General features: G+C 36.9%; 12 protein-coding genes and 3 pseudogenes. 9 read left to right on the plus strand and 6 right to left on the minus strand.

The window, feature by feature from the left end; all coding sequences use genetic code 11:
- Positions 1-210: 210 nt before the first annotated feature.
- The 5 genes from VP97_RS12865 to VP97_RS12885 form a co-directional block, all read right to left on the minus strand.
- Entirely contained in the window at positions 211-495 is a 285-nt protein-coding gene (locus tag VP97_RS12865; RefSeq protein WP_050182261.1) for a hypothetical protein, read from the minus strand.
- A gap of 1,159 nt (positions 496-1,654) precedes the next feature.
- Positions 1,655-2,917, minus strand: coding sequence for a hypothetical protein (locus VP97_RS12870; RefSeq protein WP_050182262.1), 1,263 nt, complete (start codon positions 2,915-2,917; stop codon positions 1,655-1,657).
- 15 nt (positions 2,918-2,932) lie between these two features.
- Positions 2,933-3,589, minus strand: coding sequence for a hypothetical protein (locus VP97_RS12875; RefSeq protein ID WP_050182263.1), 657 nt, complete (start codon positions 3,587-3,589; stop codon positions 2,933-2,935).
- Positions 3,586-4,185, minus strand: a complete 600-nt coding sequence (locus tag VP97_RS12880; RefSeq protein ID WP_050182264.1) for a hypothetical protein — start codon at positions 4,183-4,185, stop codon at positions 3,586-3,588. The genes VP97_RS12875 and VP97_RS12880 overlap by 4 nt, the downstream gene beginning before the upstream one ends.
- Before the next feature lie 399 nt (positions 4,186-4,584).
- Positions 4,585-4,917 (minus strand): hypothetical protein, encoded by a 333-nt coding sequence (locus VP97_RS12885; RefSeq protein ID WP_050182265.1) that lies wholly within the window; start codon positions 4,915-4,917, stop codon positions 4,585-4,587.
- A 487-nt stretch (positions 4,918-5,404) separates the two neighbouring features.
- Here VP97_RS12885 and VP97_RS12890 point away from each other — a divergent pair, with 487 nt between their 5' ends.
- Positions 5,405-5,620, plus strand: a complete 216-nt coding sequence (locus tag VP97_RS12890; protein ID WP_050182266.1) for a hypothetical protein — start codon at positions 5,405-5,407, stop codon at positions 5,618-5,620.
- A gap of 73 nt (positions 5,621-5,693) precedes the next feature.
- On the opposite strand, the gene VP97_RS12895 is transcribed toward VP97_RS12890, so the two are convergent.
- Positions 5,694-5,945, minus strand: coding sequence for a helix-turn-helix domain-containing protein (locus VP97_RS12895; RefSeq protein WP_050182267.1), 252 nt, complete (start codon positions 5,943-5,945; stop codon positions 5,694-5,696).
- Positions 5,946-6,270: 325 nt separating this feature from the next.
- On the opposite strand from VP97_RS12895, the gene VP97_RS12900 reads away from it, so the two are divergent.
- The 8 genes and pseudogenes from VP97_RS12900 to VP97_RS12935 all read left to right on the plus strand — a co-directional run bounded on the left by VP97_RS12900 (position 6,271) and on the right by VP97_RS12935 (position 14,341).
- The gene (locus VP97_RS12900) at positions 6,271-6,741 is read left to right on the plus strand and encodes a helix-turn-helix transcriptional regulator (protein WP_050182268.1); all 471 of its coding nucleotides are present in this window, start codon (positions 6,271-6,273) and stop codon (positions 6,739-6,741) included.
- Between the two features lie 342 nt (positions 6,742-7,083).
- Complete coding sequence (locus tag VP97_RS12905) at positions 7,084-7,392, plus strand: hypothetical protein (RefSeq protein ID WP_050182269.1); 309 nt, start codon at positions 7,084-7,086, stop codon at positions 7,390-7,392.
- Between the two features lie 16 nt (positions 7,393-7,408).
- Positions 7,409-7,636, plus strand: coding sequence for a hypothetical protein (locus VP97_RS12910; protein WP_050182270.1), 228 nt, complete (start codon positions 7,409-7,411; stop codon positions 7,634-7,636).
- A 74-nt stretch (positions 7,637-7,710) separates the two neighbouring features.
- Positions 7,711-8,823 (plus strand): hypothetical protein, encoded by a 1,113-nt coding sequence (locus VP97_RS12915; protein WP_050182271.1) that lies wholly within the window; start codon positions 7,711-7,713, stop codon positions 8,821-8,823.
- A gap of 327 nt (positions 8,824-9,150) precedes the next feature.
- Positions 9,151-9,420: pseudogene (locus VP97_RS24905) on the plus strand (type IV secretory system conjugative DNA transfer family protein); the annotation flags it as partial.
- Positions 9,421-10,169: 749 nt separating this feature from the next.
- Positions 10,170-11,997 (plus strand): annotated as a pseudogene (ltrA, locus tag VP97_RS12925) (group II intron reverse transcriptase/maturase).
- A 131-nt stretch (positions 11,998-12,128) separates the two neighbouring features.
- Positions 12,129-14,135 (plus strand): annotated as a pseudogene (locus VP97_RS24910) (VirD4-like conjugal transfer protein, CD1115 family); the annotation flags it as partial.
- Positions 14,132-14,341 carry a hypothetical protein gene (locus VP97_RS12935; RefSeq protein WP_050182274.1) on the plus strand — a complete coding sequence of 70 codons (210 nt, stop codon included), beginning with the start codon at positions 14,132-14,134 and terminating at the stop codon, positions 14,339-14,341. The pseudogene VP97_RS24910 and the gene VP97_RS12935, both read left to right, overlap by 4 nt.
- Positions 14,342-14,343: the final 2 nt, after the last annotated feature.

The following is a 14,343-nucleotide window of genomic DNA, read 5'->3' on the forward strand; positions in this document are numbered from 1 at the left end:
TAAAAATATAAATATATATTTATATTTTTATTTTTATATTGTTTTGAAGGTGTCTATGAATACTGTCTTTTGCCCCCTCAATTAATTATTGAGGGGCTTTTTAGTTCTAATAAAAAAAGAAAGGACACAAACGTAATGCATCCTTCCTTTTGGATAAAATGAAGGATTATGCTTTTTTATGTATTACGCTGTCTCGGTATGGGCCTCCGCTTACTGACGTAAAACGTTATTAACGGAGCCACGGTTCTTCCAAATAAACTGAACTATTTCTGTTGGTTCCAGCACCTGCTCACCTGGATCGCAATAGGTATGGCCTTTTCCATGAATAGTCCATGTCTCTGTCCCTTCATTTAACATAAGCGTCCACTGGCCATTTCGTTTCTTGTCCTCAAAAACAAAGTAATGCTTGTTACCTTTCTCATCATAAAGAGAAATTCTTACGAAATCGTCTAAAAATTGTTCAATATCTTTATTCGATTTTATAATTTTATTCATGATTCAGCTCCCCATCAATGATAACTGCAAAAAGTAAGAAGTATTGTGTTTTTTATACAGCTATTCCTTTTATTATATAAAATTCGAGAAGGTAATGCATATGGTTCTTTGGTTTTGCATTCTTTCCCTTTAAACACAAAAGCTTAATTTATTTAAAAATATAAAGATATAAATAAACCTTTATATAAATATATAAATATATAAATAAATATAAATATATTCAAATTGTTCATAAATTTTTTAATGAGGTTTGTTCTGTTTTGTCCGTTACATTCTGAACGTTACCCATTAAGGTGAAAGAAAGAAAAGAGCAGGGGGACAAACAGGGCAGCAAAAGACAATAGACAAATCTCAATTTGGCAAATCAAAATGAATAGTACTTATGTAGAAGACTGTTTAAAAAATCTGATCATGAAAGATTAAAAGAATACATAAGGATAACATTAATTGAGATCTGGGAAATACAACTTGAATTAGAGTTTCATAGTAAGATCAGGAAGTGTTGTGTAGAACACGATTGAAGGCTTCTTCATGTGATGGAAGCAGCTGCTAAGGGATTTTTGGACCATTTGAAACGGTTGATGAAAAGACAAAAGAAGCAAATAAGTATAAAGATATAAATATATATTTATATAAATAAATTTAAATATATTAATTTCCGTATTTGCTAATTAAGGAAGGATGCGTGTATAAGTGCCCTTCTTTTTTATATGATATATATTTAAGAAAAAGATTATAGTAATGGTTTTAGATTCTGTTATGTCCTCTCCCTTTTCCCTCCCGTTCTTCCCTTCTTGGGAGTAGTAATCACATCTTATGTTAGGGTAACAACACTTTCCAAGAGCATTTTCGATTCATCAAAACGATAAATCATTAGACTCTAGATTTAGATCAATGTGGATTATTATAAGACCTCATAAGGAGAATGAAGCGATGCTTAATGGTGGAGAATGAGACGTAAAATAAAAAAAGTATTGGTACCGAAATAATATGAAGAATAAAAGCGCTACAGATTGTGCAGCACTTTTATTTTATATAAATATATATAAATATAAATATATTTTTAGATATTTATATACGAATGATTATTCTAGAAACTAATCGAGGGTGGACACGCACTTATGCGGATTATATACATAATCCTTCAAAAGATAGTTTTTTATCTTTCTAATTCGTGATCCCTTCTTTTTGCTTTTCTTTTTTCTTTCTTTCCTTCTCTTTCATTCACCTCAAGCCGTTTTAAAAGCAAACCGGATCGATCCTTTTTTGCTAATTCACTAGGTTTTCTACCATGATGAATCAAATCAGCATCATAAATATCATTTTTATGTGCTTTGTTGATCGAATCTTTCGGCAATCCTGCTTCCTCTAGTTTCTTTATTTCATAGCTATCTCGGTGATTTAAGGAAGTATCTGCTTCGCTAGTCACTGTAGGGGCTAGCAATTCTTCAGTAGCGTGGTTTTTTATAATTGCTATAGGTTGCTCCTTGCCACTCGGTTGAAATTCAACATTAGCGTAATAAATGTCTCCATGATTTAGGCTAAATGTTTCTTCCTTAGCCTGCCTTGTTTCCTGCTCAACTTGTATATTCTCATGAACAGATATTTCTTCTTCAACCTGTAAATCATCTTTTTTCTGCTTTTTAGTTTCAACTGATCCTTTGATGTGCCCGCTTTCTCCAAAATTGCCAATATGATCAGGATGAATAGGTGTTTTTTCCATGTCCTGATTTGCTTCCTGGTGAATAGAAAGAGTGTTTTTGACATTTTCTATTTCTATTTGGATATCTTCTTGCAGTATTTTTTGCTGTTCAGCTTCTTTCCGAGCTTCTAGCATGTTTTCTATGCTATTTAGACCTTTCAATTGCTCGACACGGTTCATAAAGCCTTTAATAAGCTGAAGATTCTTGCTTTCTTTCTCTACGCTTTTTTCAAGCTTCTCAATTTTCTTTGCTTTTTCCTGTTCCGTTAATCGACTGTACCTTTTTGTATGACGCCTTATATTTTTTTCAGAGAGATATTGGTCATATAACATACCCAGATACATAGATGTTGCTTCTCCAAGCGCTTTTCCATAATCATCTCCCGCTGGTCGCAAGGCACTTCCTATTTCTGGTGTTTTCATGCCTGATTGGTTTAAAGACCAGTCTATTCCTTTAGCAATTGTTAAAGAATGCTTCCCAACAGTGGTTAAAACATTACGGTCACGCTGTGCTTTCGCGATTGGAATTAAATCAGGATTTTTTATCTGTTCCTGTTTAAATTGAATACTTTCCTTTGTATTTAAACCAATTATTTTCTCTATTGATGTAGAAATTAATTCCTTTTGATCCTTGCGTGGCAGTTCCACAAACGCTTTGTAATATGCCTTTGCGTCAGCTATAGATGAATTTAAGCGAGCCAGTTTTTCTTTTATTCCCATATCAAAAACTAGTCCTTAGCGGTTCGGTACGATCGATAACACATCGTACATGACTAGGATAGGAATCCAGCGAATGAAATCTTCTTTAATGAGAGCAGTTTCTACTCCCGTTGATTGGTGAACCAGCTGAATCGTTGAATTACAGCTTAGAAACGGGTGGGCATGGCGCCAGATAAAGTAGCCCATCATAGACAAGGCGATAGGTTCCGATTTTAAGAAGGTAAGCACATAGTAATCGTCCTCTTTTATATCCGTTACACGGCCTTTTGGAATTAAAGCAAACTGCTCGAAATAGTCCTCATTATATGTATCCTTCCATTCCATCAGCAGCTTTTTTTCCAAAAGCTCGTCAATGGCCTGGTGTATGTGTGCAGCTGGCTTGATTTGCTTCATCAAGGACACCGTTTCTTCCCGCGTAGTAAGTGTCATTTTGACGGACTCCCACACGTTGTAGGTAAACTGGTCCAAGATAATTTCTTCGTTCCCGTATTTTAATGAAAAAGTTAAAGGGGTCGAGGCATCTTTGAAGCCGCCTAGCACTTCTCCCACTGCGACTAGTCTTATGCCCGGTGCTCTTTCTTCATTTGCCATTCCACCATCAGAAAGAGCAGGGGACTTGGCTCCTAATCCCTTCGCTGCACGGGATAAAAATCCGCCTAATATATTTTTCATTGTGCTTCCTCCTCTATCAAAAACGGCAGGTACTCTGTATTCCAAAGCCCCAGCTGTATCAAACCGTATCCTTCCTTGTTTAGCAGCGCCAGTGCTTCTTCTTCCGTCAAGGAAAGCTTGGTCATGATGGTGTCCAGCACTTGAAGCAATGGAGCACCGCCAGCAGCCGCATTCCATACCATATACTGTTCCTGATTGAGCGTCACATTATCTCCAACATGCCGGTGGTCGCCAACTACCCAATACCCCTCGATTTCCCCATAGGCGTAGGCGTTCCGCGTAATAAAAATGCCCAGTAATTCAGGATTATCCACTGTGTCGAACTTCCACTGTCTCATTAAATTAAACGCATAAAACTTGTTTAAAATTGCATCTAAATCGAGGTCGGGATATTTTTTTGTTTTGGATCGTATCAGAGTTTTCCAGTCATCTAATGTATCAACCTTACGCAGCTCTTCCCACAGTCTATATTCGAACTCCGTTATTTCGACTTGTTCCATGCCGTTTCCTACAGAAAAAAACTTGCGGCCTGTTTCTTCCTCTTCAAATAAAAAACCCAGTGCCCGGCCAATCTGCACATAATGTTCTCCTGTCATTGTTTTCCCCCTAAAGATTTTGTCCCGTCCTTTGGCAAATGAAATATACACGCTTGCCGGATAGGTGATCCAAGTTAAATTTATTGTTTTATTTTGACCAAATTCCTCGGTCTGGTATGGTATACGTCTTGGAGCATTACAGGCGACCATGACAAATTAATGTAAAAATCACAATCTTTATTATTGTTATGTCAATCGTGATCAGAAGTATTGTTAGAGTTAAGATGAATCATATCATTTTTTCTTCAGTTAATAGTCTTGATTTAACATTTACTGTTTTATGTATTCTGGATATTTCATTCGAAAATTTTTAAAAAATAAAGATCGGTTATCAGAAAAGTTGAGGCCCCTTTTTCAGATTTTCTACAAAAAAAAGCAAGTACATTATGTATACTTGCTTTAAACTGCATTAAGAAATTTTGGTTCCTGTGTCACTTCACAATTTTGAATAATAAAATCTTCTTGTTCTTCAGTTAATGGTGAATACTGATCACCAGCGCCATTAGCCAGCATAAAATTACCTACAATCCTTTCAGTACAGCTTTCTAGCTTTAAAAGGTATACTGGCTGGTTTTTGCCATGATTAGACGTTATAGCAAAGATTCCTTTTCCTAAGTGAGTTGACTTTGTATACTGTTTTGATTCGTATTCGATTATGGAATAATCTACTGTTCGCTCCGTTACTTCTACAAATCTCAACATAGCATTCTTCACTATCACTACTGTACTCATGTATTCACCTTCCAAAAATATATAATATTTGTCAATATGGAATATATTATATACTATGTTGTCGTTTAATTAATTTAAAAATTGGCAAATATGTCTATTTAACTATTTAATTTACTATATATTTCAGAACAGCATTGCTTTAAATTCTAAGAATAATATGAATGTCCCTGTTTCCACTCATACCTTTTTACTGTTAACAAGAAAATGGATACGTTTATCTCCTTATTCATTTCAATCTCTACAACTTTGCTCATACCTTACCTTCATCATTCTATTAAGATGTGCCTTTGACTACATGTAGTCAAAATGGTAGTTTAAGGACAGATACAGTATTTAGACAGTATTTGGATAGGAAGAATTAATTGGTGTTCAGTTAGCGAAAAGTGAAGGACTGATATATCATTAAACCCAGTAATAAATTAAGAGATAGTGAATTGGTAATCAATTAACACCGAAATCTACTGAGGAATGAAAGGAGTGAATTTTAATGCCAGTAAACTATAAAAATCCTGTCTTGAATTTAATTGTTGCCATTGTACTTATTCTGCTATTTTTTTATTCTCCCGTATATTTTTTGGTGGGGATTTTTGCAATTACTGTCCTAGCTATTGTATCGAAATCTATAAATTTACAAGCATGGCTTATTACAATTGGTTTATCTCTAGGAATTCTAATATTACTTTTACTTCCTCATGCTCCTTGATCTCTAACCAGTGAATATATAAATACTTATTAATCAGCGAACAATCTTCTAAGCAGTTAACATGGGGATTGTTTTATTTTTTTTTCTTCTCTGGAAGCTCTGCAATCTTAAATAATTCGCTACTAAAGAACTCGGCCAAACTAATTCCACAGCCATTACAATATTGTTGAATGGTATTTACTTTAGGATGTTGTGATCTTCCTTGCATGATTTCAGACACTGTTGATTGTCTCAAACCTCCAGCCTTGCCGATCTCCGTTACGGTTTTATTTCTTTCTTCCGCAAGTTCCTTCATTCTTTCTGCGATAGCATTGTGAATTTTCATATTATTACCATCCTTTATCCTTATTATGTATCATTCTATCTATTATAAGACCTAACAACAATAATTTGTTTTAATTCGAGATAACAGTTTATTAAAAGATTTAATAAATTTGTCAAATACTTTGATTTCTATAGTATAGCAGAGATGTGATGTGATAATTTTTACTAATCGCTGAAATTCTTATACAAAAGCGTTTCTGGTGAGGTGAACAAAACTTTGTTGACTTTTAACAGAATTTTGTTTAAGATTAGAATAACCAATAAATATTAAAAATGTTAATGCAATTAAAAATATTCCTTCAAATGACAGAAAGGAGGGATTGTACTTGGAGTTAGGGAGTTGGATTAAACAAGAGCGTGAGAAGCGGGACCTGACACAAGCGCATATTTCAGATGGGGTAGGCTTATCACAAGGAACAGTAAGTCTTTGGGAAAACAATAAGGCAGTTCCTTCAATTGTTGATCTATATAAAATAGCCGCATGTTTCGGTATGAAGTCCCTAAAAGAAATTCCTTTCGATCAATTAGATATTCAGAAAGGTGGCGGTCTGATAATGGAAAGTCTAAGTTTGTATGAGTTACCGACTTGTGATTCCGTCAAGACGTTTGAAGGTAAGACATATGAACTGAAAGGTTTTATGGGGATAGAAAAATCATCTGGTGAAGTAGAGCATGTTTTTGAATTGTACTACCGTACTCGTACTGTTGTAGTGAACAATTGTGTGGTCGCCAAGAGAAAAAGCGTAAATGATGAATTGCAAAAGGTTAAAGCTAAAAAGTTGAAAGCAAAGTCATGAGTATTGTTAACAAAGTTTTGTTTTGATGTGCTGCAACATACTCAATAAAGACAGTTTAAAACTCTATGACAATTGAATATTGTTGTGTCCGGTGCTTAATAGCCGAGCAGCTGGATATACAAATTGATATGGTTTGACGAGGATAACCTAAAACTTGTTGCTGGACAAAAGGCTATACCATAGTTCTTGGTTATCTAAAAACCTTGTGCATTGGGGCTATATGCTTCATAGAGTTTGCGAGTGAACAGCTAAAAACTCGTCACTTAAACTGTCTTTATTGAGTGTGTTGCATGACGCACTTTTCATTAAGCGAAGGATTTCAAACAGAAAGCAGGTGAACACTTGGCTACTAAAGAACAGAAAAATCGAAAACAATTTGCTGAAAAATTATTGCGTGTTAAGGGCTTGAATTATGATGAATGGCTGGATTCAAAACACCAAGAAGTTATACAAGATAATCAAGATGTAGTCATGCAAGCGTTAGAAATGGCACTGGGTACAAACGTTGATAATTCAAGCGATGCTTCTGCTGATGAAGACAATGCTTCTGATAATACGGATTCCCAGGAAATTGAGATTTCTTCTAGTAATAGTAAAGGCTCCGATTCCTTTAGCAAAAGCTCTGATTCATTTGCAAAAGTAAATAACTAAGTGGGGGTGTTCGTGAATGGAAAGTCTAATCGCTTCGGCTACTGACATACTTAAATGGCTGCAAATGCCTGCCATCGTTGGAGCAGCAATTGCATTTTGTATCGGTGGTTACTACCTAATGTTTGGTGGAGATCAAGGGCGTGGCAAGGCTATTAAATGGTTTGTTGGCGGTGCGGTCGGCTTAGTCATAATCCTCGGTGCTTTAAGCCTTGCGGAAAGTGTAAGTACAAATATACAGTTCTAATCAATCAAATAAACATAAAAAAGCCACTTATTCATTAGGTGGCTTTTTTCTATGAAAGGGAAGGAGACTTTTATATGCAGGTAATCTTTTATAACGTATCAAGTTCTCTTATTAACAATTTTGAGAAAATGCCATTTGCGGAAGCTGTGAAGGTAAGTCAGGAAGTCGAGCAGATTTGCAGGGATGAAAACAAGACTCTGACCGGCGATTTTCAAGTAATTGGCGAAGATAAAAAAGTCTTTTATCGAGGGGTATTCAATTTTGGTTCTTATGATTATCCCAACATCTATCACAAGATCAAAGATATGGTCAAACATATTAAGGTCGATAAGAAGGATCAAGCCGATAAAATATACTTGCTTGAACAGATCGAATTGCTCACACCAGACCAATACAAGCAGGCTGAAATGGTCGATAAAACGCTGATTAATTTAGATAAATCAAGAGTGTCTAAATTAAAGTCCTGGCAGCGTAAAACGGCTTATGCAGCTGGTGGAGTGTCACTTGCCGGTTTTTTAATGACCGGCTTTTTGTTTTTCACTCAACAAACCAGCTATGAAAAAGCCTTAGATGATGGACGAAACCAGCTAAAAGAAAGTGCTGCTCTGGCAGAAACATATGGTGAAGCCCTGCTTGGCAATGATGCCAAAATGGTTCATGCGCTTGAAAGTTCCGATGAACTAACAGAACAACAGCAACAGATATTGGTGGATAAATATGTATCGGAAAATAAGTTTGAGAAAGCAGTTAAATTGTTAGACGGTGACTACGTAAAAGCAGAATCACTTATTTTAACGTCAAGCTTGCCAGCCAAAGAGAAAATAGCAAAAATAAAAGCCTTTCATCAGATGTACCCAACAAATGAAGCCAGATATGATATAGCTTACTTACAGGGTGATTATGAGTTAATGCTGAACCTTAAAAACATTAATATGTCGGTAAAACGTTCTGAAATGAAAACACACGCATTGTTAAAGCTTGGCCGAGTTGATGAAGCGAAAGTCGAGCTGAACAACAACTCTAATGAAGAATTAAATGAAAAGATTGTTCAGTATGAAATTATCAATGCGGAAATCAAAACGCTGAAGGACAAACATGAGCTGCTTGTTCGTGAAGAAAAAGATAGTGAAGCTGAAAAGTTAGAAAAAGAAATTAAAACAAAACAAGAACAAATCAAGAAGCTGTAAGGGGATGTGATGATGGAAAACGAAAAAACATGGAAACGTTATTCGAAAAAATTCGCCTTACCAGTCACCGTTTTTCTAGTAACATTTATCTTCACTTTGTTGGCTTTAAATACAGTCATAAATATACTTCATGGATTTTATGACAGCTACTTTGTATCAGGAACATTCTTTAAGCCGAAAGAGTTGAGCTTCAATAGTGGCATGATAACGGGTTTTGGTGTGTTGGTCGGAAATGTAATCATGCTTGGCTTAATCGGTTTATTGAGTGCAGCCGTAAGCTCGTTTGCTACTTATAAGTTTTTAACGAACTTTGGTAAGATCGGCAAAGATCAAAAAGGAAGCAGCCGGTTTACTACGTTAAAAGAGATCAAAGCACAATATAAAGCAGTGCCGGAACTTGCTGACCGTTATTCTGGTGGTGGTGGCGTACCGGTTTCAAGGCATCGAGACAAGATTTTTATTGATGATTCGGCTGTAAATAATTTAATCATTGGTACAACTCGCTCCGGTAAAGGTGAGACATTTATCTTCCCGACCATTGATATTTATAGTCGCGCCGAAAAGCAACCGTCCATGATTTTCAATGATCCCAAAGGTGGTGCGACACGTTCCTAAGTGAAAAGCTTAGGCACTGTCGAACTCAACAGTTCAGCAGTGAACTGTCATTCTGAGAAGTCAAATGAAGGAGTAACGTCTGGAAGGGCTTCCCTTAATCCTCCGACATGCAGGAATGTAAACAAGTACTGAACTGTGTGAAGCTCGGTGAAGTCGGTTGAAGGTTACCGTAAATTAGAATCTCTAATACGAAAGCTGTCCAGCGGTGGATGGTGTAACTGATAGACCGGAGGTCTATAAAACACTCAAGGTTAGGATGCGCGATGGACTAGAGGCGATCGCTAGTAAGCGCAGACGAATCCCTGATGGTACGGGTCTATATCGGGAGGGAATCGAAAGGTTCTCTGACACAAATACGTGTCGCTACTGTGGGTGAGTAAAACTCTCCTTTATGAAAGCCCATATATCGTTACAGGCGTTATCAAGGTAGCAGGCTCATAGGGGAAACCTAAAAGTGTATGTACAGATAAGAATGACGGAACGTGGTAAGCTGCCGGCATGGAGGGCTTGTTCCCTTTGAAGTGTTGCCAAGGAAAGTCACAATGAGATTAGTTGTCGACATAACTTGGCTTAACGGCAGTGAAAGTGGTGGCACAGTACCGATGAAGCGTGTAATGAACGTGGAGGGATAGCCACTAGTCGATTGAAGATTGAATGTTACTATTGGTTAACATGGTTTCGGGTAAGACTAAGAGATGTAATACTCCAGATCACTAAGGAGGTTACAGCCCATGTTAAAGAAAACCAAGCTAAGACATAACGAATATTATGACACACAAAAAGTGTATGACAATTTATATTCGAGCAGTCTTAACGGTAACAATTTCTATAAGTTAACTGAATTAATAGGCTCCGAAGACAATATTCGTCTAGCATACCGCAATATCAAAACAAATAAAGGTAGTAAAACCGCAGGTGTAGATGGCTTAACTATTAAAGATGTTCGGCAATTAAATGACCTTCAGGTCATTAAACAAGTCCGAAAACGTTTAAAGAATTATCGACCAAGCCCGGTCCGCCGAGTATATATTCCGAAAGAAGGAAGCGATAAAAAGCGACCTTTAGGAATACCTACGATATGGGATAGACTGGTTCAACAGTGTATTTTACAAGTACTAGAACCAATTTGTGAAGCCAAGTTCCATAAACATAATTATGGTTTCCGCCCCAATCGTAGCACCCATCACGCTTTTAGCCGAATGGTTAGCTTAATTAACATTCATAAACACCATTACTGTGTAGACATTGATATCAAAGGTTTCTTTGACAATGTTCAGCACGGAAAGCTACTGAAGCAAATGTGGGCGCTCGGCATTAGAGATAAATCGCTTCTTAGCATTATCTCTAAGCTTTTAAAAGCTGAAATCATCGGGGAAGGCATCCCATTAAAAGGTACACCGCAAGGCGGTATCTTATCACCGCTTTTATCTAATATTGTTTTAAATGAATTAGACTGGTGGATCAGCAATCAATGGGAAACATATAAGCCTCGTCGTTTTAAAAGCGGCCTGAATGGTTTCACAACATATGCACGAAAATATACGAACCTTAAAGGGGGCTATATCGTCCGGTACGCCGATGATTTTAAAATCATGTGTCGAACGTACGAAGAAGCCCAACGCTTTTATCATGCGACGGTCGATTTCCTTAAAGCGAGATTAGGACTAGAAATTAACCCAGGGAAATCTAGAGTGGTAAATCTGAAAAAGAATTCTTCTGATTTTCTTGGCTTTAAAATAAAAGTCGTTCCACAAAAGAAAGCTAAATTTGGATTTATAGCCAAAACGTCTATGTCTGATAAAGCTTTAAAGCGTGTCCAACGGACACTAAAGGAACGAGTAAAAGAAATTCAGCACAACCCAACATCTGATATGGTTCTGCGTTTTAATATTACACTTGTCGGTATTCAAAACTACTACAAATATGCCACAACGATTTACTTGGATCTGACGGATATTCATTACATTCTCCATAAAGTTATACGAGCCAGGCTTAGAGACAATGCAAAAGTGGTGACACTTGCACAAACCTCTGCAACCTTTCGTAAGAAAGCTAAGGGGATACGAGCAGATACAAAGATTTATACGGTACAGAACACGCCAATACTTCCAACTACTTGTGTACATCATAAAAATCCCTGGAATTTCTCGCAGTCTATCTGTAACTATACAGAAAAAGGACGGCAGAAAGTACACCGAGGATTACAAGCTATTCCCAGAGATGTACTTAATCAAGTAAAAAAGAACTTACTCCAAAAATCGAAGTATTGAATATAATGACAACCGTATATCGAAATTTATTGCTCAATATGGCAGATGTTATGTACTTAACGAAGAAATTGGCATAGACCGTGTACGGTGCCATCACCTTAAGCCGTTGCGACTTGGCGGCGGAGATAACTATCAAAATTTAGTTATCGTTGATGAGTTGATACACCGGTTGATCCACATGACAAATCCCAACGGGATTCGAAAAGCGGTACAGCTTCTTCCGTTAAATACAAAACAACTTACAAAGTTAAATCACTTACGCATTTGTGCTGGTAACGAGCCGATATAAATTAACTTATAGACATTCAATTGGAAACGATGGAGCGCCGTATGCCCGGAAACGGGCGCGTACGGTGTGAAGTGGGGGAAAAGCCGGAGATAATCTCAAAGGCTTACCTATCACTATAGCTTTACGCTGCTTCTAAAAAAACGCTTGAAGATTTAGGGTATCACGTTGAAGTCTTAAACTTGATGAACCCGCTGCAGTCTATGAGCTATAACCTTTTGCAGTTAACGAAAGAAGAATTTTTCGCTGAAAATTATTCATTAGCCCAGCAATACGCCCGTTCAGTTGCTTTCATGCTGTACAACGACCCAACAGCGAAGGATAAATTCTGGCAGAACTCCAGTATAGATTTGTGTACGGCTTTAATTCTTGGATTGTGTGAACATTGCCGAAATGCACCGGAGAAAATCAATATGTACAACGTCGCTTTGATGATGTCGGATTTGGCAACAAAAAAGGTTGAAGATGAATATGGAGATGAAATCTCTGGATTAGATGAATTTTTTAATCGGTTTCCAGACAATCACCCTGCCAAAATGCAGTACGCTACGATTAACTTTTCTGGTGGACAGACAAGGGCAAGCATCCTGGCTAATGCAAATGCCAAACTTGGTGTATTTACCCTTGATGGGACAGCAAAACTGACTTCTGACAATACTTTAGAAATGACGAAATTTGGCTTTAATCATTGGTTAAGAGGTAAGTCACAACCACTCACTAGATTAACGATTCTCTTTGAAAGCGGAAAGAAAGAAACAATCATGACCGATTCAAACGGTGGATTTAACCTATATCATAACCAGCATGTAGAGATCGGTGAGAAGGTCAAAATTTCATTCGAAAATAATGTCACTACTTTTACAGTTAGTGATTGGGATAAGGAAAGTGGGGAGCTGCATGTAGTCGCTGATAACGATAAAACAAGGCTTAACTCGGTTATGCAGTTTGAAAAACCAATAGCGCTGTTCATGATCGTACCTGACTATGACGCAACCTTTAATGTAATTGCTTCATTATATGTCAAACAAGTTTATACGACTTTAGCAAGAACAGCTTCCAACGTTAATTCTGGTAAGTGCTTTAGGGAAGTGATTTTCTTGTTAGACGAATTTGGAAACATGCCGGCAATTGATGATTTAGCCAGTATCTTAACGGTTTGTCTGGGGCGTAATATCCGGTTTAATTTAGTTGTTCAAGCGTACTCCCAAATTGAAAAATTATACGGGGATGATTGGAAAACGATTGATGGCAATACAAATAATACATTTTATGTTTTGACGGATGACCACTCGACTGCGGAAATGATTTCTAAAAAAATCGGTGATAAAACAATCGTTACAAAATCACGCTCTGGTGAAACGATTTCTTTGAAAAAATCCAAAACAGAAAATGTGGATGCAAGACCACTTCTAAATGCTGACGAGCTTATGCGGCTGCGTGAAGGCGAAATGGTGGTTATCCGCACTATTAAAAGGCAAGACAAGAGCAGAAACAGAATACAGCAGTTCCCTATTTTCAACACTGGTCAAACAGCCATGAAATACCGATGGGAATATTTATCGGATTATTACGATACAGCAAAATCAATCAATGACATTGATATTCCATGTACACATGCTGCTTTAGATTTGAATGAAATAAGAGTTTCCTTTGATGAAAAGCCGGTAAATGCAGAGAGCCACAAAGAAGACCATGTAGTAACAAATGAGGTTGTCGAGCAAAAAGTTGTTGAGAAAGAAGTTATTGAAACAGAAAAAGCTACGCCAAAAGTAAGAGAATTAGTCTTTTCAAATGGAGAAGTTGAATCATCGTTCGATAGCAAGCCGCCAAAACCAAAAATGGAGCTTGATCGAGAAGAACAAAATGAGGATTTCCCGATGTTTGAGAACTTGGCCGAAGACTTCCCAATAGAGGAAGAATTAAATTGGATTAAAATAGAAAACACCTTAAATGAAGGAATATTCCGGGATTTGATCGGTAACCAAAAGTTTGAAGAAATGTTTGGACAAGACTTTAAATCCTTAGATTTGTTGATAGTGAAAGACTTGCTGTTAACACATCAGAATGAATTAAAAACACAAGTATTCTTATTGCTTCAAAAGTTTGTAGACACTGAATTAAGAAAGGGTGGCAACGAATGACGAATCCATTACACCAATTTATAAATGATAATAAAGAATTACTAGAAAAAGGAGAAGTCCTGACCATTCTTCTGAATGATGGCTATGTTACCATTTTTAATGAGGTCGATGAAAAGACCAACTTGCAGAAAACAATAACCCTCGTTGATCCGTGCGACACCCAATTTGATTGCGAAATCGCTCATCTAATTCCAGTGGGAGGTTGAAA

Origin of the sequence: Domibacillus robiginosus, from assembly GCF_000966195.1 — a bacterium.
GTDB lineage: Bacteria > Bacillota > Bacilli > Bacillales > Domibacillaceae > Domibacillus > Domibacillus robiginosus.